The sequence below is a fragment of the Streptomyces sp. NPDC057617 genome, from assembly GCF_042800555.1.
Lineage (GTDB): Bacteria > Actinomycetota > Actinomycetes > Streptomycetales > Streptomycetaceae > Streptomyces.
In genome coordinates, this window is record NZ_JBHVGV010000003.1 from 414,014 (window position 1) to 434,470 (window position 20,457).

21 protein-coding genes and 1 riboswitch are annotated in these 20,457 nt (G+C 71.9%); of the genes, 10 read left to right on the plus strand and 11 right to left on the minus strand.

Going from position 1 to position 20,457, the window contains the following annotated elements:
• Positions 1-188: 188 nt before the first annotated feature.
• Positions 189-452 (plus strand): bacterioferritin-associated ferredoxin, encoded by a 264-nt coding sequence (locus tag ACFU9P_RS10720; RefSeq protein ID WP_376374885.1) that lies wholly within the window; start codon positions 189-191, stop codon positions 450-452.
• A 23-nt stretch (positions 453-475) separates the two neighbouring features.
• Here the strand turns inward: ACFU9P_RS10720 and bfr are convergent, their stop codons facing one another.
• Positions 476-979 carry a bacterioferritin gene (bfr, locus tag ACFU9P_RS10725; protein ID WP_376374888.1) on the minus strand — a complete coding sequence of 168 codons (504 nt, stop codon included), beginning with the start codon at positions 977-979 and terminating at the stop codon, positions 476-478.
• A 110-nt stretch (positions 980-1,089) separates the two neighbouring features.
• Here bfr and ACFU9P_RS10730 point away from each other — a divergent pair, with 110 nt between their 5' ends.
• The gene (locus ACFU9P_RS10730) at positions 1,090-1,722 is read left to right on the plus strand and encodes a sulfite oxidase-like oxidoreductase (protein WP_384078618.1); all 633 of its coding nucleotides are present in this window, start codon (positions 1,090-1,092) and stop codon (positions 1,720-1,722) included.
• A gap of 77 nt (positions 1,723-1,799) precedes the next feature.
• Here the strand turns inward: ACFU9P_RS10730 and ACFU9P_RS10735 are convergent, their stop codons facing one another.
• The 5 genes from ACFU9P_RS10735 to thiO form a co-directional block, all read right to left on the minus strand.
• Complete coding sequence (locus ACFU9P_RS10735; protein WP_384078620.1) at positions 1,800-2,654, minus strand: deoxyribonuclease IV; 855 nt, start codon at positions 2,652-2,654, stop codon at positions 1,800-1,802.
• A gap of 6 nt (positions 2,655-2,660) precedes the next feature.
• Positions 2,661-4,556, minus strand: a complete 1,896-nt coding sequence (gene pknB, locus ACFU9P_RS10740; RefSeq protein ID WP_384078622.1) for a Stk1 family PASTA domain-containing Ser/Thr kinase — start codon at positions 4,554-4,556, stop codon at positions 2,661-2,663.
• A 149-nt stretch (positions 4,557-4,705) separates the two neighbouring features.
• Positions 4,706-5,503: a thiazole synthase gene (locus ACFU9P_RS10745; RefSeq protein WP_376374898.1), complete on the minus strand. Its 798-nt coding sequence runs from the start codon at positions 5,501-5,503 to the stop codon at positions 4,706-4,708.
• Positions 5,504-5,509: 6 nt separating this feature from the next.
• Entirely contained in the window at positions 5,510-5,728 is a 219-nt protein-coding gene (gene thiS / locus ACFU9P_RS10750) for a sulfur carrier protein ThiS (RefSeq protein ID WP_384078624.1), read from the minus strand.
• Positions 5,725-6,951 (minus strand): glycine oxidase ThiO, encoded by a 1,227-nt coding sequence (gene thiO / locus ACFU9P_RS10755; protein WP_376374904.1) that lies wholly within the window; start codon positions 6,949-6,951, stop codon positions 5,725-5,727. Before thiO ends, thiS begins: the two co-directional genes overlap by 4 nt.
• Positions 6,949-7,062, minus strand: a riboswitch (TPP riboswitch). (Overlaps the previous gene by 3 nt.)
• A gap of 108 nt (positions 7,063-7,170) precedes the next feature.
• Here thiO and ACFU9P_RS10760 point away from each other — a divergent pair.
• The 5 genes from ACFU9P_RS10760 (at position 7,171) to ACFU9P_RS10780 (ending at position 11,785) form a co-directional block, all read left to right on the plus strand.
• Positions 7,171-8,418: an NAD(P)/FAD-dependent oxidoreductase gene (locus tag ACFU9P_RS10760; protein WP_384078626.1), complete on the plus strand. Its 1,248-nt coding sequence runs from the start codon at positions 7,171-7,173 to the stop codon at positions 8,416-8,418.
• A gap of 169 nt (positions 8,419-8,587) precedes the next feature.
• The gene (locus ACFU9P_RS10765) at positions 8,588-8,953 is read left to right on the plus strand and encodes an Rv2175c family DNA-binding protein (RefSeq protein ID WP_376374908.1); all 366 of its coding nucleotides are present in this window, start codon (positions 8,588-8,590) and stop codon (positions 8,951-8,953) included.
• Positions 8,954-9,076: 123 nt separating this feature from the next.
• Positions 9,077-9,724, plus strand: coding sequence for a thiamine phosphate synthase (gene thiE / locus ACFU9P_RS10770; RefSeq protein ID WP_384078628.1), 648 nt, complete (start codon positions 9,077-9,079; stop codon positions 9,722-9,724).
• A gap of 75 nt (positions 9,725-9,799) precedes the next feature.
• A complete protein-coding gene (metF, locus tag ACFU9P_RS10775; RefSeq protein ID WP_384078630.1) occupies positions 9,800-10,717 on the plus strand; it encodes a methylenetetrahydrofolate reductase [NAD(P)H] in 918 nt (305 codons plus the stop codon).
• 51 nt (positions 10,718-10,768) lie between these two features.
• Positions 10,769-11,785 (plus strand): hypothetical protein, encoded by a 1,017-nt coding sequence (locus tag ACFU9P_RS10780; protein ID WP_384078632.1) that lies wholly within the window; start codon positions 10,769-10,771, stop codon positions 11,783-11,785.
• A gap of 55 nt (positions 11,786-11,840) precedes the next feature.
• Here the strand turns inward: ACFU9P_RS10780 and ACFU9P_RS10785 are convergent, their stop codons facing one another.
• The 5 genes from ACFU9P_RS10785 to ACFU9P_RS10805 form a co-directional block, all read right to left on the minus strand.
• Positions 11,841-13,349, minus strand: coding sequence for a phytoene desaturase family protein (locus ACFU9P_RS10785; RefSeq protein ID WP_384078634.1), 1,509 nt, complete (start codon positions 13,347-13,349; stop codon positions 11,841-11,843).
• A 31-nt stretch (positions 13,350-13,380) separates the two neighbouring features.
• The gene (locus tag ACFU9P_RS10790) at positions 13,381-13,998 is read right to left on the minus strand and encodes a DUF4126 domain-containing protein (RefSeq protein ID WP_384078636.1); all 618 of its coding nucleotides are present in this window, start codon (positions 13,996-13,998) and stop codon (positions 13,381-13,383) included.
• Between the two features lie 410 nt (positions 13,999-14,408).
• A complete protein-coding gene (locus ACFU9P_RS10795; RefSeq protein WP_376374924.1) occupies positions 14,409-15,017 on the minus strand; it encodes a TetR/AcrR family transcriptional regulator in 609 nt (202 codons plus the stop codon).
• A gap of 51 nt (positions 15,018-15,068) precedes the next feature.
• The gene (locus tag ACFU9P_RS10800; protein WP_384078638.1) at positions 15,069-17,156 is read right to left on the minus strand and encodes a YhgE/Pip family protein; all 2,088 of its coding nucleotides are present in this window, start codon (positions 17,154-17,156) and stop codon (positions 15,069-15,071) included.
• Positions 17,128-18,036, minus strand: coding sequence for an ATP-binding cassette domain-containing protein (locus ACFU9P_RS10805; protein ID WP_384078640.1), 909 nt, complete (start codon positions 18,034-18,036; stop codon positions 17,128-17,130). The genes ACFU9P_RS10800 and ACFU9P_RS10805 overlap by 29 nt, the downstream gene beginning before the upstream one ends.
• Before the next feature lie 177 nt (positions 18,037-18,213).
• Here ACFU9P_RS10805 and ACFU9P_RS10810 point away from each other — a divergent pair, with 177 nt between their 5' ends.
• From ACFU9P_RS10810 to ACFU9P_RS10820, 3 genes are all read left to right on the plus strand, one after another.
• Entirely contained in the window at positions 18,214-18,753 is a 540-nt protein-coding gene (locus ACFU9P_RS10810; protein WP_384078642.1) for an SAV_6107 family HEPN domain-containing protein, read from the plus strand.
• A 94-nt stretch (positions 18,754-18,847) separates the two neighbouring features.
• Positions 18,848-19,633, plus strand: coding sequence for a methyltransferase (locus ACFU9P_RS10815; RefSeq protein ID WP_376374933.1), 786 nt, complete (start codon positions 18,848-18,850; stop codon positions 19,631-19,633).
• A 287-nt stretch (positions 19,634-19,920) separates the two neighbouring features.
• On the plus strand, positions 19,921-20,316 hold the full coding sequence (locus tag ACFU9P_RS10820) for a DUF3040 domain-containing protein (protein ID WP_046506299.1): 396 nt from the start codon (positions 19,921-19,923) through the stop codon (positions 20,314-20,316).
• The last annotated feature ends 141 nt before the right edge of the window (positions 20,317-20,457 follow it).

Consider the following 20,457-nt stretch of genomic DNA (forward strand, 5'->3'; position numbering starts at 1 on the left):
TTGGTTTTGGGAGGGGGTGGAGGAGAAAGGGGCGGTTGTTTTTGGGGGGGGGGGGGCGGGTCTGGGTCCCCCCCCCCCCCACCGGCGCTTTCCGGCCTTCTGCTGGCCGGAAATGGAAGGTAAGGTCAGGCTGACCTCACCAACTGGAGGGGTGGCCCGATCGACCGTTCCGCCGGGAGGTGAACCGCGTGTACGTCTGCTCCTGCTTCGGCATCACCGAGACGGAGGTGAGGGCGCACGCGGACGCGGGGGCGTGCACACCGCGCCGGATCGCGTCGGTCAGCAAGGCCGGCACCGACTGCGGCTCGTGCGTACGCCGTATCCAGTCGATCCTCGGCCGGGGCGCCGGCTGCCCGCGCCGGGATCTGCTCGGCGAGCCCGCCGAGGCCCCCGCGCCCCTGACCGAGGAGGCCCTGGCCGTGGTCGAGGCGGTCCTGACCGAGGCCGCCTAGGGTCTTTCGTTCAACGAGAGGCCCTAGATCCTGTCCTGGGTCCTGTCCTGGCTGTCGGACTGTTTGATCACCTGGGCGATATAGAGCGCCTCGCCCAGCTTCCCGACCAGATCGAGCTGGGTGTCGAGATAGTCGATGTGGTCCTCCTCGTCCGCGAGGATCGACTCGAAGATCCGCTTCGATGTGTGGTCCGCCTTGGCCCGCATCACCGCGATCCCGCGTTTGAGCCGGTCGATCGCCTCCACCTCCACCTCGCGGTCGGCCGCGAACATCTCCGTCACCGTCTGCCCCACCCGTACATGGAAGAGCCGCTGGTAGTTGGGCAGGCCCTCCAGAAAGAGAATCCGGTCGGTCAGCAGCTCCGCGTGGCGCATCTCGTCGAACGACTCGGCCCTGGTGTGGGCGGCGAGCTTCGTCCAGCCGAAGTGCTCCTGCATCTTCGCGTGCAGGAAGTACTGGTTGATCGCGGTCAGCTCGGCCGTGAGCTGCTCATTGAGGAATTCGATGACCTCGGGGTCGCCCTGCATCGCGGAGACTCCTTCCGGACGGGTGCCAATAACTACATGCTTATCAGCAATTGCCGGAATCGGTCCGACCTGGTCATGAGCACCCCCACCCGTCTGTCACCATGGAAGGCATGGGTCAGCCGGAGAGCCGGGAGCATCGAGAGCCGGATCAGGCCCGGCTGCCACCAGGGCAGCGCCTCCAGCGCGGCTGGCCGGTGACCCACTACGGACCCGTACCGAAATTCAGGCCGGACCGCTGGGAATTCCGGGTCTTCGGCGCCACCGCGGACGGCGACAAACGCTGCTGGACGCATGAGGAGTTCTCGGCGCTGCCGTTCTCCACCGTTGTCGCCGATCTGCACTGTGTGACGAAGTTCAGCATGGTGGGCTCCGAATGGGGCGGGGTACCGGCCCGTACGATCCTGGACCTGGCACCGCCCGGGCCCGCCGTGACGCATGTGATGGTCTGGGCCGAGTACGGCTACAGCTCGAATCTGCGGCTCGCCGACTTCGCGTCGGACCGTACGATTTTCGCCACCCACAAGGACGGGGAGCTGCTCACCGCCGAGCACGGGTTTCCGGCGCGGCTGGTCGTACCGCATCTGTACGCCTGGAAGGGGCCCAAGTGGGTCCGGGGCGTCGAGTACATGACCGCCGACCGCCGGGGCTTCTGGGAGGAGCGCGGCTATCACAATGTCGGCGACCCCTGGGCGGAGCAGCGCTACTCGTACCAGGAGCTGCCGGGGGACGGACCGGAGCTGTAAGCCCTGTGGGCGACCGGCCCGGAGCTGCGGGACACTCGCCGGCCCGGCCCGGCCCGGATCGGCTCGGTTCGGCGCGGTCAGCTGTCGCGCAGCTTCTTCAGCAGGCGTATGTCCGCCGCCTGACCCTCCTTGCCGCCGGGCGTCTCGATCACCAGCGGTACGTTTTCGGTCGCCGGATGCGAGAACAGCTCGCGGAAGGGCTCCTCGCCGATCTGCCCGGCCCCGATGTTCACATGCCGGTCCTTGTGCGCGCCGACCACATCCTTGGAGTCATTGGCGTGGATCAGCTTGATCCGGCCCGCGCCGACCGTACCCACCAGGAGATCCAGCGTCTGCCGCATCCCGTGCGGGCCCGCCAGATCGTGCCCGGCGGCGAACACATGGCAGGTGTCCAGGCAGATGCCCAGCTTCGGATGGGAGTCGAGCGCCTCGAAGTAGGGGCCGAAGTCCCAGGTCCGCGAGCAGAGCGAGAAGCCCTGTCCGGCCGTCGACTCCAGCAGCAGATACGGGTCGTCGTCATGGGTCAGCTCGTCGAGCAGCGGCAGCATCCGCTCCCGTACCTGCGCGAGCGCCACCTGGCGGGTACGGCCGCCGGTCGCCGAGCCCGTATGCACCACCACGCCCCGCGCACCGATCGCCCGGCCTCTGCGCAGGCTGTGCCGCAGGGACCCCACCGACTGCTCGGCGGTCGCCGCGGTGTGCGAACCGAAGTTGATCAGATACGGAGCGTGCACATACACCGGGATCCCGCCGGCCTGGCACTCCGCGCGGAACCGTTCGTCCTGCGCGGGATTCCCGGTGGGTGTCGCCCAGCCGCGCGGATTGGCGACGAAGACCTGGACGGCCTCGGCATCCAGGTCGCGCGCGTACGCCAGACCCGTCGTGGCGAGGCCGCCGGCCACGGGGACATGGCAGCCGACAGGGTTGCGCATGGAGTTCTAGAGTCCCTTGGTCGTGATGGTGATGGTGCTGTTCTCGGGGGCCTCGTCGCCGGGGTCGACCGACTGCTCGGCCACGGTGTCGTCCAGGAACGGGAAGCCGCGGTCGACCTCGACCACAAAGCCGGCCGCTTCCAGCAGGCTCTTCGCCTTGTCGGTCGTCTCGCCGACGACGTCCGGTACGGGGATCATCCGCGGGCCCTTGGAGACCGTCAGCGTGACGGTGTCGCCGCGGGCGAGCTGGGAGCCCTCGGCGGCGGACTGCCGGGCGACCGAGCCCTCGTCCTCCGGGGAGTTCACCCGTACGGCAGCGATCCTGACCTTGAGGCCCGCCTCCTCCAGTTCGGCGGTGGCGTCGTCCACGGACTCCCCGGTGACGTCCGGCATATCGACCGGGCTGCCCTTGCTGACCACGAGCGCGACCCCGGAATCGGGGCGTACGGAGGTCCCGGCCTCCGGCGCCGAACTGAGCACGGAGCCCTGGGCGGTCTGTTCGTCGAACTCCCGGCTGACCACCCCTGCGGCGAGCCCGGCCCTGGTCAGCGCGCGCCGCGCCTGGGCCAGGGGCATGCCCGTCAGATCGGGGACGCGGACGGTCTCCGGGCCGCGCGAGATGACGAGGGTCACCGGACCGTCGCCGCGGATCCGGGACCGGGGCGCGGGATCGCTGCGCATGACCGTGCCGCGGTCGAAGGTGTCGCTGAAGTCCTTGACGACCTTGGCTTCGAGCCCGGCGTCGGCGAGCCGCTGCCTGGCCTGCTGCTCGGTCTGGCCGAGGAGCGAGGGGACGCGGGTGAACTGGCCGGAATTGATGTACCAGACACCGGCCCCGACCCCGAACAGCAGCAGCACGGCGACGACGGCCGCGACGACCCCTCTGCGGGGCGCGCGCCACGACCCTGTGCGTGAAGGCCGGTCAGGGCGGCCGGGCGGAGGCATCTCCAGCCGGCTGGTGCGGTGCACGGCGGGGCGCGGGATCACGGCCGTACGGTGGTTCGCCCCGGCCTCTTCCTGGGTCCTGGCCCCCGGCGGTACGGCGTCGAGCTGCGCGTCACCGAGCGTGGCGCGGGCCTCCCGGGCCCTGGCGAGCAGGGCGACCGCGTCGTGGGGGCGCAGATCCGGGTTACGGGCGGTGGCCGCCGCGACCAGCTCGTCCAGCTCCACGGCGAGCCCGGGAACGGCGGCCGAGGGCGCGGGAACGTCCTCGTTCAGATGCCGGTAGAGCACCTGCGCGGGGGTGTCCCCGGAGTGCGGCTTGGCGCCGGTCAGCATTTCGTGGAGGACAACCCCGCAGGCGTACACGTCGACCCGGGGGTCGGAGGTGCCGTACTCGATCTGCTCGGGCGCGAGATACGACACGGTGCCGAGGACTGTGCCGGTGGTGTTGGTGACATCGCCCACGGCCCGTACGAGGCCGAAGTCGGCGACCTTGACCCGGCCGTCGTCCCCTATCAGCACGTTCTCCGGCTTCATGTCCCGGTGGACGAACCCGGCGCGGTGCGCGGCCCCGAGCGCGGCGAGCACAGGCTCCAGGATGTCCAGCGCGGCGCGTGGCTGGAGCGCGCCCCGCTCGCGCAGTACGTCGCGGAGCGTGCACCCGGCGACGTACTCCATCGCCAGATAGACGTACGCCCCTTGCGCGCCCTGGTCGAACACCGCGACCACATTGGGATGCGCCAGCCGCGCCACGGACTTGGCCTCCCGGATGAACCGCTCCACGAATGTCACGTCGGCGGCGAGGGCGGGGTGCATGACCTTGAGCGCGAGCACCCGGTCGAGACGGGTGTCAACGGCCCGGTAGACGGTGGCCATGCCGCCGACGGCGATACGGGCGTCCACGCGGTAACGCCCGTCGAGCACCTGCCCGACGATGGGATCCTGAAGGCTCGTATCCACCCCTTGAGTCTACGAGCCACGTCCGCGCCGCCGTGGCGGTCCCATGTCCTCAATCGCCGTACGGGCTTGCTGTGCTGTGTCCTCAATCGCCGTACGGGCTTGCTGTGCTGTGTCCTCAATCGCCGGACGGGCTTGTTTCCGGGTGCTCGTCACGAGAACGCCGGGCGCTCCGGGTCCCACGTCGCCATTCCCTCCGTCGGCGACGACGCGCGCGCGAAGTGCCGGCGGGGGATCCGGCCCGCCCGGTACGCCAGGCGCCCCGCCTCCACCCCGTGCCGCATCGCCTCCGCCATCAGCACCGGCTCCCGCGCCCGCGTCACCGCCGACGCCAGCATCACGGCCGCGCACCCCAGCTCCATCGCCAGCGCCGCGTCCGACGCCGTACCCGCCCCCGCGTCCAGGATCACCGGCACCCCCGCCCGCTCCACGATCAGCTCGAAGTTGTGCGGGTTGCGGATGCCGAGACCGGAACCGATCGGCGACCCCAGCGGCATGATCGCCGCGCAGCCCACGTCCTCCAGTTTTCTGGCGAGCACAGGATCGTCGTTCGTATAGGGCAGCACCGTGAACCCGTCGTCGACCAGCGTCTCCGCCGCGTCCAGCAGCTCCACCGGATCCGGCAGCAGCGTCCGCTCGTCCGCGACCACCTCCAGCTTGATCCAGTCCGTACCGAGCGCCTCACGCGCCAGCCGCGCCGTGAGCACCGCCTCGCCCGCCGTGAAGCACCCCGCCGTGTTGGGCAGGGCGCGGATGCCGAGGGAGCCGAGTACGGACAGGACGGACCCCTGGACCGTGGGGTCGAGGCGTCGCATCGCGACCGTGGTGAGTTCGGTGCCGGAGGCGACCAGGCAGCGTTCCAGTACGTCGAGGCTCGGCGCCCCGCCCGTCCCCATGATCAGCCGGGAGCCCAGCACGGTGGAGCCGATGGTGAACCGGTCGTCCGCCATCCCCGCTCAGCCCCCCTGGACCGCGGTCAGGACTTCCACCCGGTCACCCTCGCCGAGCACCGTTCCGGCCCAGCGCCCCCGTGGCACCACCATCTCGTTGACGGCGGCCGCGACACCCGAGGGCGCGGGGGTCAGCGCGGCGACCAGGACGTCGAGCGTGGTGCCCGGGGCGAGGTCGCGCGCCTCGCCGTTCACGGAGACGGACACCCGGACGGAGATGCTCATACGGTCAGCTCCCGTGGTACGGAGGTGAGGTCCTGCGGTACGGAGGTGAAGCGGCGCGGGGTGAACGGCCGGGCCAGTTCCGGGAGTTCGCCGGTCGTCAGCGCCTCGGCCAGCACATCGCCGGTGACCGGCGTGAGCAGCACCCCGTTGCGGTAGTGGCCGGTCGCGAGATGCAGTCCCGGCAGCGCGGTCGGCCCCAGCAGCGGCGCGTTGTCCGGCGAGCCGGGCCGCAGTCCGGCGAGGGTCTCGGTGAGCGGCAGCTCGGTGATACCGGGGACGAGTTCATGCGCATCGCGCAGCAATTCGTACACCCCGCCCGCGGTGACCGTGGTGTCCCAGCCCTGCTCCTCGCTGGTGGCGCCGATCACCAGCTCGCCGTTCTCGCGCGGCACCAGGTAGACATGGCTGCCGCGCACCACCGCCCGTACCGATCTGGTCAGGAACGGCGCATACGGACGCGGCACGGTCAGCCGCAGCACCTGGCCCTTGACGGGCCGTACCGGCGGCCGGATCTCGTGCGGCACGCCCGCCAGCCGCCCGCTCAGACTGCCGGCGGCCAGCACCACCTGGTCCGCGGCGAGCACGCGCCCGCCCGTCAGTACGGCGCCGGCGGCCCGGTCCCGTACGACCGAGAGCCGTTCGGCCAGGGCCCGGTGGAAGACCACCCCGGCCCGCTCGCACGCCGTGACCAGCGCCGCGGCCAGCCGGCGGGGATCGATCTGGTGGTCGCCGTCCACCCGAAGGCCCCCGCGTACGCCCGGCGCGAGCATCGGTTCGAGGCGCCGGCATTCGCGCCCCGTGAGCCACTCGGAGGCCAGCCCCGAGCGGCGCTGGAGATCGTGCAGTTCGCGCAGTTCGGCGCGGTCGTCGGTGTCGAGGGCGACGGCCAGCGTGCCGCTGGCGCGGTAGCCGGTCTCCTGGCTGCTGGCCTCCTCCAGCTCGGCCACGAAGTCCGGATAGCGCTCCGCGGAGGCCATATTGAGCCGGAGCAGGACCTGCTCGCCATGGTGGAGTTCGGTGACGGCGGCGAGCATGCCCGCCGCGACCCGCGCGGCGCCGCCGCCCGGACCGGGGTCGGCGACGACGGTGCTCAGCCCGCGCTGCGCGGCCCGCCAGGCCGTGACCAGGCCGATGATTCCGCCGCCGATGACCAGGACATCGGAACCGCTCCCCGTTCCCCGGTGAGGTGACTGCGGATGGGATGACGGATGGGGTGACTGCATGGGCGTCCAGCCCCTCCCTTCGCCGGCATGACCCGGATCAGGTTCGTACGGTCGGAGGCCGCTCCAGCCTCCCTCTCAGTCCGGTGCGTCCGGACTCCCGCGAGGTAGTGTCACCGGCCAGACTAACGCGCGGCCCGCCGCGCGGTAAGGCCGCGCCGGAGCCGCGAGAACCTCCGGCGGGGTACGCCCGGCGGTTGACCGGCTGCATATGGTGATCGGGTGAGCGAGCAGCAGAGGCAGCGGGAACTCCCGGCACAGCGGGCACATCGCGCGCGGCCGGGCGTCGTCATCGTCGGCGCGGGCATGGCGGGCGTGCAGACCGCCGTGGCCCTGCGCGAGAAGGGGTACGAGGGCCCGGTCACCCTGATCGGCGCCGAGCGGCACCCGCCGTACGACCGGCCGCCGCTCTCCAAGGCGGTGCTGCTGGGCACGGCGGACAGCCCGGCGTACGACATCGACTTCGCGGCGCTCGGGGTCGAGCTGAGACTCGGCGTGGAGGTGACCGGACTGCGCCCCGCCGCGCGGGAGGTCGACACCGGGGCCGGGCCCGTACCGTACGGCCTGCTGGTCATCGCCACCGGCGCAGAGCCGGTCGCCCTGCCGGGCACCGCGGCCACGCCCGGTGTCCATCTGCTGCGCACCCTGGACGACGCCGAGGCGCTGCGGCCCGTGCTGGACCGGGGGGCCGGGACCGTGGTCGTCGGCGCGGGGTGGATCGGCGCGGAGTTCACCACGGCGGCCCGCGCGGCCGGGTGTGCCGTGACGGTCGTGGAGGCGGCGGACCGGCCGCTGCCCGGTGCCCTCCCGGCCGAGGTGGCGGCTCCCATGGCGGACTGGTACGCGGAGAGCGGCGCCGAACTGCTCACTGGCGCCCGGGTCGCCGCCGTCGAGCCGGGCACGGTGGTCCTCGCGGACGGCCGGCGGCTCTCCGCCGAGGCCGTGGTGGTGGGCATAGGCGCGCGGCCCACGACCGACTGGCTGGCGGGCTCCGGAATCGCGCTGGGCCCGGACGGGGCGATCGTCGCCGACGAGCGGCTCGCGACCTCGCTGCCCGATGTGTACGCGGTCGGCGACTGCGCGTCCTTCCCCTCCGCCCGCTACGGCGAGCGGCTGCTCGTCCACCACTGGGACAACGCGCTCCAGGGACCGCGTACGGTCGCCGCCCAGGCCGTCGGCGAGAGCGAGCAGATCTACGATCCGGTGCCGTACTTCTGGTCGGAGCAGTTCGGCCGGTTCGTCCAGTACGCGGGGCATCACGCGGCGGCGGACACCCTGCTGTGGCGCGGCGGTCCCGCGGAGGCCGCCTGGTCGGTGGTGTGGCTGCGGGACGGGGTGCTGGTGGCTTTGCTCGCGGTCGGCAGGCCCCGCGATCTGGCGCAGGGGCGGAAACTGATCGAGGCGGGCGCCCGGCTGGACCCGGCACTGGCCGCGGACCCGTCCGTACCGCTGCGGAAAGCGGTGCTCTGAGGCGTACCGACGGGGAGGCGGCTTCTGAGACGTTTCGGTGGCGTTGCTGTTCGCGGCCCGTGCGGGCGGGCCGTCGTGCGGGCGGGGCCGGGCGCGGGCGGTTCGTGCGGGCTGCCCCGGCCGGAGCCGGTTCGTGGCGTCTGTCAGTCCGGGATGGCACGCTTGTCGTGTGACCGAGATTGACGCAAAGATCGATGCTCTCGTCCCCGCCTGGCTCCACCTGCCCGACATCGCGGAAGCGCTCGATGTCGAGGTGACGCGCGTGCGGCAGTTGGTGAAGGAAGGCCAGCTCATCGCCGTACGCCGGGGCGAGAACAGGACGCTCCAGGTGCCCGCCGCCTTCGTCGACGGCAACAAGGTCGTCAAGGGCCTCGCCGGGACCCTGACGCTCCTGCGGGACGACGGCTTCACCGACGAAGAGATGCTCGAATGGCTCTTCACCCCCGACCCGACCCTGCCGGGCACGCCCGCGCAGGCGCTCGGGGAGAATCGCGGCACGGAGGTGAAGCGCCGGGCCCAGGCGCTCGCCGTCTGATCGACCCATCATCACTCGCGGTGTGCGGCGGCGCCCCGGCAGCCGTCCGGCGGGCCCAGGTCCTGTCCGGCCGGACAGGACCGGGCGCCTCCGCACACCGCCGACCCGACGGGGGGAACTCCCATGCCCGACGCGCGCGCGTCTCTGTCCGACGCCCGGCTCTATCTCTGCACGGACGCCCGCAAGCGGCAGGGGGACCTCCCGGAGTTCCTGGACGCGGTGCTCGCGTCCGGCGTGGACATCGTGCAGCTCAGGGACAAGGGCATGGAGGCGGCCGAGGAGCTGGCGCACCTCCGGGTCTTCGCCGACGCCTGCCGACGCCATGGCGCGCTGCTCGCCGTCAACGACCGCGCGGATGTGGCGCATGCCATCGGCTCCGACGTGCTGCATCTCGGACAGGGCGATCTGCCCGTCCCCGCCGCCCGCGCGATCCTCGGCGACGCCCCGCTGATCGGCCGCTCCACGCATGCCGAGGCCGAGGTGGACGCCGCCGCCGTCGAGCCCGGTGTGGACTACTTCTGTACGGGCCCGTGCTGGCCCACCCCGACCAAGCCCGGCCGCCATGCGCCGGGGCTCGGTCTCGTACGGCACGCGGCGGCGCTGGGCACGGACCGGCCGTGGTTCGCGATCGGCGGTATCGACGCGGCCAATCTCGATCAGGTACTGGACGCGGGCGCCCGCCGCATCGTGGTCGTACGGGCCATCACCGAGGCCGACGACCCGGCCGCGGCGACGGCGTCCCTGGCCAAGCGCGTACGGGAACGGGCTTGAGGGCAATTGTGTCCTGATCCGGGCAAATGACCCCGCCCGGTTGGGTGACCGCCGCACCCTCGATAATCTGCCCATATGGCCTCCGGCACCGCTTCGACCAGATCGGATCACGCACTGACCGTGCGTGATCTGCTCGCGACCGGCAAGGCATCGTTCTCCTTCGAGTTCTGGGCGCCCAAGACGGAGAAGGGCGAGCGGAATCTCTGGAACGCGTTGCGCCGGGTCGAAGCGGTGGCACCGAGCTTTGTCTCGGTGACCTACGGCGCGGGCGGCTCCACCCGGGACGGCACGGTCAGGGCCACCGAACGGATCGCCTCCGACACCACACTCACCCCGGTCGCGCACCTCACGGCCGTCGGCCAGTCCGTCGCCGAACTGCGCAATATGGTCGGCCAGTACGCCGATGCCGGGATCCGCAACATCCTTGCCGTACGGGGCGATCCGCCCGGCGATCCCATGGGGGAGTGGGTCAAACACCCCCAAGGTGTGCGGTATGCCGCCGAACTGGTCAGGCTCATCAAGGAGTCCGGCGACTTCTGCGTCGGGGTGGCGGCCTTCCCCGAGATGCATCCGCGCTCCTCCGACTGGGAAACCGACATCCGGCACTTCGTGGACAAGTGCCACGCCGGCGCCGATTACGCGATCACGCAGATGTTCTTCGAAGCGGAGGGATATCTGAGGCTTCGTGACCGGGTCGGTGCCGCCGGTTGCGCGACCCCGATCATTCCGGAGATCATGCCGGTCACCAGCGTAGGGATGCTGGAGCGGCTGCCGAAGCTGAGCACCGCTGCCTTCCCGGCCGGACTGAAAGAGCGGATCCTCTCCGTCAAGGACGATCCCGCCGCTGTACGCTCCATTGGCATCGAGTTCGCAACGGAGTTCTGCGCGCGACTGCTCTCCGAGGGTGTTCCCGGCTTGCACTTCATCACCCTCAACAACTCCACCGCAACGCTCGAAATCTACGAGAATCTCGGACTGCACGAGCAGTCGTGACCGGCCGTACCCGCCCTGTCCCGGGCTGGTGGCCGCAGGAGAGGGGCGGGCATGGGCTGGACGGTCCTCTACATCGCATTCGGAATCGTGGCCCTGTGGCTGCTGGGCGAGGTGCTGCTCCAGTACAAGGCGCGACTGCGATGGCGACTCCTTGCCTTCTTCGGATTCATGGGTGTGGTCCTCGGTGTCCTGATGCCCTCCGTCTTTGTGATCGCCCTGGGCGCGGTCGCGTTCGCGGTCGGCCAGACCTATGTGACGCTCTCGTTCCGCCGCGGGTTCTCCACCGGCTGGGCGATAGGCGGCAGTCCGGGGGCCAGCCGCCGCCGGAAGGACAACGGCCGGGCGGACGCCGACCGCGACCCGGCCCTGGAGGTCACGGATCTGGAGTACGAACCGGCGGAGGCGGCCGAAGTACCGGAGCCGCTGGAGCCGGTCGCCGCGTCCATGGACTCCACCGCGGTCTACGAGCCGGAGCCGCTCCCCGACGACACCGGGCAGTACGGCGTCTACAACGACTACAACGGGTACGACGCCACCGCCCACGACCCGGGCGGCCAGGGCCGGCCGCAGCAGCCGCCCGACCCGAACGGCTGGGGCGGCGGCTACGACGCCTACCCCGGCTACCAGCAGCAGCCGGCCGACCAGGGCGGCTACGCGGAACAGGGCAGTTACGCGGCGCACGACGCCTACCAGGGCCAGGACGCCTACCACCCGGGCCACTCCGGCGAGCACACCTATGCGAGCCAGGACCCCTACGCCGGCCAGGACGTCTACGCGCAGCAGCAGTACGCCGATCCGTACACGGGCCAGCAGCAGTACCCCGGCTACGCCGACCCGTATGCCGCCGACCCGGCCAACGGCGGCCAGCAGTACGGCTCGTACGACAGCTTCGGCGGCCAGCAGCAGTACACTGACCCGTACAGCGGCCAGCAGTACGGCGCGGAGACCCCGCCGGGCGGCGTCTGGGTCCCGCAGCAGCGCGAGGCCGGCCAGGCCCCGCCGATGCCGGAGGATCAGCCCCACCAGCCGGGCTACGACCCCAACTACGGCGAGCAGTACCGCTACTGACGCCCCATCAGGCCAGTCGGCCCTGCCCCTGCCTTCCACCGCTGCCTCCCCTGCCTCACTGCGAACCCCTGAAGTCCGCCCCCTCCACGATCAGTCCGGCCACCAGCGCCCCCGACATCCCCGCATGGGCCAGCCCGCCGCCCGGATGCGCCCAGCCGCCCGCCAGATACAGCCCGGACAGCCCCGTGGTGTTCGCCGGGTGCAGCATCCGGCCGCCCGCCCCGGCCAGCGCGGGCGCCGGTACCGAGCCGCCGTCCGCGCCCGTCTCCGCGGCGGTGTCGGCGGGCGTCCGTATCCCGCGCCGTACCACCCGGTCCGCGATCCCCGGCACGGCCGCCTCCGCCGCGGCCACCAGCACATCCGCGTACCGCTCGCGCAGCGCTCCGTCCGCCCAGTCGACCGGGCCGTGCGGGGCGACCGTCGCGGTGACCGTGACCGCCTCATGGCCCTCGTCGGGCCGCGTCCCCGGGTCGTCCGGCCGCAGCACCGTGACCGTGGGCCGCTGCGCGGTCCGGCCCGCGAAGACCTCGGCCGCCTCCGCGCTGCCGTCGGGCGAATGCACCACCGTCCGGTGTACGGCGTCCGCGTCCCGCGCGCCACGCAGCGCCAGCAGCACCGTGAACCGGCCCGGCACCACGCCGCCGCCCGGCTTCCGGGGCCGTATCTCACCGTCCCCCCACAGCTCGCGCTCCACCAACCGCTCCGGCGCGATGCCCGCCACGACCCGGTCGGCCGCCACGACCGTGCCGTCGGCCAGCTCGATCCCGGTCGCCACGCCGTCCTTCTCGGCGATCCGGGTCACCTCGGCCCCGAAGACGAACTCCACCCTGCGCGCCAGGCACCGCTCGTACACCGCACGGGCCAACTCCCGCATCCCGCCCCGCACATACCAGCTCCCGAAGGTCTGCTCCAGATACGGGAGCAGGGCCGCGCTCGCCGGGGTGTGGCGCGGATCGAGCCCGTACGACAGGGCGTACCCGTCCAGCAGCGCGGCCAGCCGGGGATCGGCCAGCTCCCAGGCGCCGATCTCCGCGACGTCGGCGGCCCGGCGCGCCCCGCGCAGCAGCCGCCGCTGCCGCACCGCCGGATACGGATCGCGCCCTAGCACCTGCCAGTCGGAACGCAGCGGCTCTTCGAGCAGGGGCCGGCGCGAGCGGTCCCAGGCGTCCCTGGCCCGCCCCAGGAACTCCCCCCATCGCTCACCGGCCCCCGCGCCCAGCGCCGCGTCCAGAGCGGAGACCACCCCCGCCCGCGACGCGTTCGGCAGCCGCACATCCGTACCGTCGGCGAAGACATGCCGGCTCGCCGGATCGACCTGGTCGAGCCGGACGCACCGCTCCAGCGGCTCCTTGCCGGTCTTGACGAACAGATCGCGGTAGACCGCGGGCAGGTGCAGCAGACCGGGGCCCGTGTCGAACACGAACCCGTCCAGCTCGAACCGGCCCAGCGACCCGCCATACGTCGCCGAGCGTTCGTACACCGTCACCCGGTGCCCCGCGACAGCCAGCCGGGCAGCCGCCGCCATGGCGCCCATCCCAGCGCCGATCACCACAATCCGTGCCATGTCAGGGACCCTAGCGGGGGCCACTGACAGTTCATCCCGGCGGTGCCGGAATCCCGCCTCCGGCCAGGCGTTTCTCCGCCCGGCGTTGTGCCCGGCGGCGCCGGAAACGGCGGATCCTGGCGGCGAGGAAGGCCACGGTCGCGATGCCCAGCACCAGCAGCGTGCCCGCGATCACGGCGGCGGCCACCGGATGGAAGACCGCGAAGGTGATGATCCCGGCCACCCCCAGATCCTCGGCCGTGCTCACGGCGATATTGCTGAACGGCTCGGGGGAGGTGTTCACCGCCATCCTGGTGCCCGCCTTCACCAGATGGCTGAGCAGCGCCGTCGAGCCCCCGACCGCGCCGGCCGCGATCTCCGGCAGCGAGCCGCTCTGGCCGGCCAGCAGCGCGCCGACCACCGCGCCGGAGAGCGGTCTGACGACCGTGTGCACGGCGTCCCAGACCGAGTCGACGTACGGGATCTTGTCCGCGACCGTGTCGCAGAGGAAGAGCACCGCCGCGGCGATCAGGACATCGGCGCGCTGCAACGACTCGGGCACCTCGTCGGTCAGCCCGGTCGCGCCGAAGACCCCGAACAGCAGGACCACCGCATAGGCGTTGATGCCGCTGGCCCAGCCACTGGTGAAGATCAGGGGGAGTACGGACACGGACGGGATCGTATCCAGCCCGGGTCCGGCGCGGGACGGGCGTGGGCCCGAGTACGGAGGACTGAGTACGCGTACTCAGCAGGGGAGTTGAGTAGGCGCGCGGATGGGGCGTCACCTGCGCGGACGGGAGAGTGGGGACCACGGAAGGGGTGCGGCGCCGGCACCGCCGACACGGGGCGGCGGAACGGCGCGGCTCCCCCGACGGAACGGGGGCGCACGACGGAGGGCCCGGGACCACGGGGGATCACGGGGATTCGGGCTCTCCGGCTCACGTATCAGGGGGAAACGGGTGCCAACGGGCACCAGCAGGTGGCAGGCAGCGGGTACGGATGTCCGGTGCGGCTCAGGAGGACCGAGCCGCGCCGGACTTTTCGTACGCCGGCGCCCGCCCGCTCCGGCGCCCGTCCGCCTCAGCGCCCGCCGACCCGGCCGTGCAGCAGCAGCGAGAGCGCCGCGTGCACCTCGTCGATCGACCGCTCCGGCTGGAACGCCTGCCAGTCCAGCGCCGCCACCAGCACCATCCCCACCAGCGCCGCCGCCGTCAGCGGAATGTCGATCTCGTCGCTCAGCTCGCCGTTCCCGACAGCCTCCCGCAGCACCCTCTCGACCACCGCGACGGCCTCCTGCCGTACCACCAGCAGGGTCGACTGCCAGGCCCGGTTGGTGCGCCACAGCTCGGCCACATAGAGCTGGGTGAAGGCCGGATAGCGGTCGATGAAGACCAGACCGGCTCTGATCATCGCGTCCAGCGCCTCGACCCCGGAGCCACCGCGCCGCGCCGTCATGTCGGCGGCGGACTGGAGGGAGGAGGTGAGGAGACCGACGCCGTGCCGCAGCAACTCCTCGAACAGCTCCGTCTTGCTCTTGAAGTTGTAGTAGACCGTGCCCTTGGCGACTCCCGCGCGTTCGGCGATCTCGTCCACCGTCGTCGCCGAGAACCCCTGCTCGGCGATGAGTGTCACCGCCGCCTCGTAGAGCTTCTGGCGGGTGGCCCGGCGGCGAGTGCTGCTGCTGTCCATGGCGACGATTCTCACAGGTCTCGCGGCTCCCCACCGCCCCCACGAGCGCCCTTACAGGCTCAGCTCGGGCCGCAGCCGGTCCAGGGTCCACACCTGCTTCCGCCGCGCGGCCAGGGCGGTCAGTGCCAGTGCGCCGAGGGTGAAGGCAGCCAGCACCGCGCAGGCCTGCCCGACCGGCCCGAGTCCGCCGCCCGTGATCAGCCGCCGCAGCGCCTCCACCACATAACTCATCGGCAGGAAGGGGTGGACGGCACCGAAGAAGCCCGGACTGGTCTGTACGGGATAGGTGCCGCCCGCGGAGGTGAGCTGGAGCATCAGCAGCGCCAGTACGAGGATCCGCCCGGCCGGTCCGAACCGGGCGCCCAGCCACTGGACGATCGCGGTGAAGCAGCAGGTGACCAGAGCCAGGAAGCCGGCCGTACCCGCGGCGTGCGCCATCTCCAGGCCGATCGCCCAGTGCAGTACGGAGAGCAGCGCGCCGGCCTGCACCAGTCCGATCGCGGCGGCCGGCAGCCAGCCCGCGAGCGCGATCCGCGCGGCGGAGGCGCCGACGGCCAGCGCGCGCCGGTTGAGCGGCTGGATCAGCATGTAGGTCACCATCGCGCCGACCCACAGGGAGAGCGGAATGAAGTACGGGGCGAAGCCGGTGCCGTAGTTGGGGGCCGCGTGCAGGGAGCGCGAGGCGAGCCGGACGGGGTCGGCCATCACCTCCGTACGCCGGTCCCGGTCGGCCTTGTCGTAGTCGGGGATGGCGCCGACGCCGTCATGGAGGCCTCCGGCCAGTTCGGCCGACCCGTCGGCGAGGGTGAACAGCCCGCTGTCGAGGGAGTTCGCGCCGGTCCTGAGGTCGCCGATACCGGTGTCGAGGGTGGCGGAGCCCTTCTTGGCACCTGTCAGCCCGGTATGCAGCCGGTCCGCGCCTCTGGCGACCTTCTGGGCGCCGGAGTTGAGCGCGTTGATCTTGGTGACGGCGGCTTCCAGGTCCTCGTCGAGACGGGGCGCGCGCCGGGCGAGCGCCGTCGCCTCCTTCTGGAGGGTGGCGAGTTGACCGTCCAGCGCCTTCAGATCGCCGTTGTTCTCCGTCACCAGTGTGTTGACGTCATCGGCGACCCTGGAGGCGTCGGCTGCGGCCGTCCTGGCGCGGTCGAGTGGCGGGCAGGCGGCGGGGTCGGGGTCCGGTGCCTCCTCACAGTGCGTCCTGTAGACGGTGTTCAGCTCGGCGGAGGCCTGCCGGGCACCGGCCGCCGCGGTGGGCGCGGCCTTGACGAGGACGCCGAGGTTGTCCCGTATCGCGCGGGAGGAATCCGCGACCAACTGAGCCGATCCTGCGATCGTCTTCCCGTTGTCCTTGAGGTACGGACGTACCTCCTCGGCCGCGCCGTTGACCTGGTCGGCGAGTGACTGGGTGCCCTCGGCGACCTGCCGGGCGCCGGTCTCCAGATCGCCCGCGCCCTTGTCGAGCTTCTTCAGCCCGCCGGCGAGATCGCCGCTGCCGTCCTTGGCGGTCTTCAGCCCGGCCGCGAGGTCCCTGGAGCCCTTCTTCGCCTGCCCGATACCGCCCTTGAGCCGGTCGGCGCCCTGTGCGGCCTTCTCGGTGGCGTCATGGATGTCCGAGAAGGAGATGAAGATCCGGTCGAGGAAGGAGCGCGAGACATGCGTCGACGCGGCGGTCCGTACCTCGGCGAAGACGGTCCGGGAGAGCTGGCCGACGATGTAGTTGTTGGCGTCGTTCGTACGGACCTGGAGCGCGCCGGTCTCGGGTGCCGCGCCGGAACCGGAGGCGATCCGCGCGCTGAGGTCGGCGGGCATGGTCAGGGAGAGGTAGTACGAGCCGTCTTCCACGCCCCTGCGTGCCTCGGCGGCGCTCACCTCGTGCCAGGCGAACACCTCACTGTCGCGCAGACCCTGGGTGATCTCGTCGCCGGCGGCGATCCGCCGGCCCGCGGCGGTGGCGCCCCTGTCGTCGTTGACGAGCGCGACGGGTATCCGGTCGAGCCGTCCGTACGGATCCCAGAACGACCACAGATACAGCGCGCCGTACAGCAGCGGCAGCAGGGTGATCGCGACGAGCGCGGCGCGCGGCAGCCGTCCCCTGCCGAACCGCTTCAGCTCAAGCGCGGCGAGTCTCGGCGAGCGCATCGGCCGTTTCCTTCCGGGAGTCGTGCTCGGCGTCGGGCTTGTTCGCGTCCGCTTCCGTATGTCCTTCTCCATGTCCTTTTTCGAGGAGGACGGCTTCTTCGCGGACGGCTTCTTTAAGGCGGACGGCTTCTTTAAGAAGGACGACAGTTTCCGTGTCGCCGGGCGCCTGGCTGCATACGGCGAGGACGGTCGTACCGCGCTCGGCGACGGACCGCAGCAGCCGCCAGACCTCGGCGCGGTCGGAGTCGGAGAGCTTGAGGTCCACGTCGTCCATGGCGAGCAGCCGGGGGCGGCCGATCAGGGCGAGGGCGACATGGAGGCGCAGCGCCTCCAGCCGCTCCAGATCATCCGCGCGGGTGCGAACGCCCTTCGGCAGGGCGGCGGTGTCGAGCCCGGCGGCTGCCAGGGCGCCGGCGATACGGTCGCGGCTCTCCGCGGCCCGCTCGGCGCGTTCGGCGCGGGGGTGCAGCAGGGCGCGGGGCCGGAGCAGGGCGCGCGGCGACTGGCCGAACCGGCGCCGCAGCAGGGCGCGTTCGCGCAGATGCTCCTCGACGGTCAGCGCCGGATCGAGTTCGCTGACGCCGGGGACATGCCCGAGCGCGGCGATCCGGCGTACGGCGGCCATGGCGCGCGGCAGCGCCAGACCGCCGACCTCCGCCCGGCCTTCGGAGGGGCGCATCCGCCCGGTGAGCGCGAGCAGCAGACAGGTGCGCCCGGAGCCCGAGGGGCCCTCGATCGCGACGACCGTGCCGGGCGGGGCGTCGATACGGACCTGCCGGAAGGCCCAGCCGCGCGGGCCCCTGACCCCGAAGTCCTTGGCGATGACGGCCGCGCCCTGTCCGCCCAGCGCCGCACCCGGCCTGCCTTCCGCGCTGTCCACGTGCCCTCCTCGTACTGGTCGTACCGGTGGTCATTATTTGCACTGACCGGTCAGTGCAAAAACTACTCCGAACCTATGAGCGAAGCAAAACCGCAGGTCAGAGCCGATTGTCAGTGGTGCCCCTCAAGATGGACACATACGGCCACAGCGCCGTCACACGACGACAGGAGGTTCGTCATGGCCAGCTCCTACGCCGGTGCCGCGCGCCGGCCTCGTACAGACGGCCCTGCCCCCTCACTGACCGGACCGCCCACCGATGTCCACCCCGTGCGCCGCCGGGCCTCGGCGCCGCCCGCGGCCCTCGATCTGCTCGCCCAGGCCCGTACGGGACTCGACGAGGCGGCCACTCTGGACACTCCGAACGAGCGCTATGCCACCGCCCATCTCGCCGCCCTGCGCACCGCCGCCGCGGTGCTCGCGGCCCGTGGCCGCCCCGAGACCACCCCGCGCGGGCGGCGCCGGATCAGAAGCGCCTGGGAGGTCCTGCCCGAGATAGCCCCCGAGCTGACCGAGTGGAGCGCGCTCTTCGCCTCGGGCGCCCAGCGCAGGGCGCGCGCCGAGGCGGGCATACGGGGCGCGGCGAGCAGCCGTGACGCCGACGATCTGCTGCGCGACACGGCCATGTTCCTGCGCCTGGTGGAGCGGCTGCTGGTGCTGGAGCCGATGCTGCCCCGGTCGGCGGCCGAGGAGCCGCGGCAGGGGGGCGCCGCTGGATGAGCCCGGGGGACGGCCGAGGCAATAGGGTGGGCGGAGCCCGCACCGTTCCACGCCCCGCCGCCCGGGGCGGCACCGCGCCGAGGAGTCAACTGCCGTGTCGGACCGTTCCCCTGTCGCCGGTGGGGAGACCCCATCGCGCCCCCGCGGCTCCCTCCGTACCGCCGTGGTCTGGGAGGTCCTGAAGGACGCTCTCGAACGCCGGGCCAAGGTGGCGGGGACGGACGTCCTTGACGTGCTCGACACGGGAGGGGGTACGGGCAGCTTCGCGGTGCCCGTCGCCCGTCTGGGGCATCGGGTCACCGTGGTCGACCCGAGTCCGAACGCGCTCTTCGCGCTGGAGCGCCGGGCGGCCGAGGCGGGCGTGGCCGAGCGCGTCCGCGGGGTGCAGGGCGATATTCACGGGCTCTTCGACGTGGTGGAGCGCGGCGGCTTCGACGCGGTGCTGTGCCATGGCGTCCTGGAGTATGTGGACGACCCGGCGCAGGACGTACGGAACGCGGTGGAGGCTCTCCGCCCGGACGGCGCGCTCAGCCTGCTCGCGGCGGGCCTGGGCGGCGCCGTGCTGGCCCGGGCGCTCGCCGGGCACTTCAACGAGGCCCGGCAGGCGCTCACCGACCCGGAGGGACGCTGGGGCGAGGGCGACCCGGTGCCCCGGCGCTTCACCGCTGAGCAGCTCACGGACCTGGCGGCGGGCGCCGGTCTGCGGATCGGGGCCGTCCATGGTGTACGGGTCTTCGCGGACCTGGTCCCCGGCAGCCTGGTGGACACCCAGCCCGGGGCCCTGGAGGCCCTGCTGAAGCTGGAAGCGGCCGCCGCCGAACTGCCCGCGTTCCACGCGGTGGCCACCCAGCTCCATGTCCTGGGCGAGAAGCGGGACTGAGTCCGGCGGGGGGCCGCGCGGTGATCGCCGGGCTGATCAGCGGCGCAGCCGCACATGGAGTGCGCCACAGGCCCCCCGATGGGGCGCCGGGCGCCGTATGATCGGTGTACACCATCCGGCATGACGGATCGGTGGTTGGGGAATCAACGCCTCAACAACCGAGCCGACATGTCGGCCCAGAATGGCGAAATGGCGTTGAGGGCGGGTTTCACGGGGGCGATTCCCTGCCTATCCTTGAAGGAGCCGCATAGCGGTCGCCCCCCGCGACCGACGACTAGGAGGACTCCGTGCCGCTCTCGGAGCACGAGCAGCGAATGCTCGAGCAAATGGAGCGAGCGCTGTACGCCGAAGATCCCAAGTTCGCGACAGCGCTTGAGGGAAGCGGGCTGCGTACGTACACCCGGCGACGGGTCTACCAGGCAGTGGCAGGCTTCCTGGTGGGTATCGCGCTCCTCATGGCCGGAATGGTCGCCCAGCAGATCTGGATCAGCGTGGTGGGATTCCTCGTCATGCTGGGCTGTGCGGTCCTGGCGGTCACAGGGTGGCGCAAGGCGCCCAAGCCGGGTGAGCAGCCGACATCGGGCACGGCCCCGGCCGCCCAGCGACAACCGAGACAGCGTCGCTCGATGATGAACCGGATCGAGCAGCGGTGGCAGCGCCGCCGTGACGAACAGGGCCAGTGAGTCCCCGCGGTTCCAGGATTTGACCGTACGGCTGAGGGGGGAACGCGCAAAGCGTTCGCCCCTCCACCCCTTCCCGAGCGCCGCACCCAGAGCCACCCTTTTCCAAGCATGGGAGGGGAGCGCGCCCAAAGGTGGAGGCCC